The organism is Vibrio sp. S457-15, from assembly GCF_000960545.1.
In the GTDB taxonomy this organism is placed as follows: Bacteria; Pseudomonadota; Gammaproteobacteria; order Enterobacterales; family Vibrionaceae; genus Vibrio; species Vibrio parahaemolyticus.
Window position 1 is genome coordinate 1 of sequence record NZ_JYOQ01000179.1, and the last position, 438, is coordinate 438.

The following is a 438-nucleotide window of genomic DNA, read 5'->3' on the forward strand; positions in this document are numbered from 1 at the left end:
GAGGTTGCTAGCAAAGTGGCTCGTAACCATTCTTTAGATAAAGGAGAGATCGGGTGGGATTGTTTCGAGTAAATTGCGATAGACCCTCGCTTTGATGGGATCCCTCTGATTTTAGAAACAATTGATCCGGACATCTGGCAGAAAGAGATCAACGCACTGCGCCTGTTTCATTTAACCGCTATTAACAACCAATACTGTAATCGCAAAGTTCGCACCTTTCTTTCTTAGTCGTTTAAGTCACTTTGAATTAAGAAAGCAGGATGCCACTATGTCTCGACCACTCTCTTTTGCTCCCAATGCTTACAGTCGCCGGGTAGTGCGTCTGCCGATGCATAATCGCTCCATTCCTGGCCAAGGACATTTTAGAACCCCCAAAAAGCATTAGTCTTTAATTATTGTCCTAAGGAATTCATGTTCTAAAGTTCGCGGTAAGTTTTT

The 438-nt window shown here is 43.2% G+C and carries 1 pseudogene; it reads left to right on the forward strand.

The features are described 5' to 3' along the window. A pseudogene (locus UF05_RS25285) lies at nt 1–228 on the forward strand (hypothetical protein); the annotation flags it as partial. Nucleotides 229–438 lie beyond the last annotated feature (210 nt).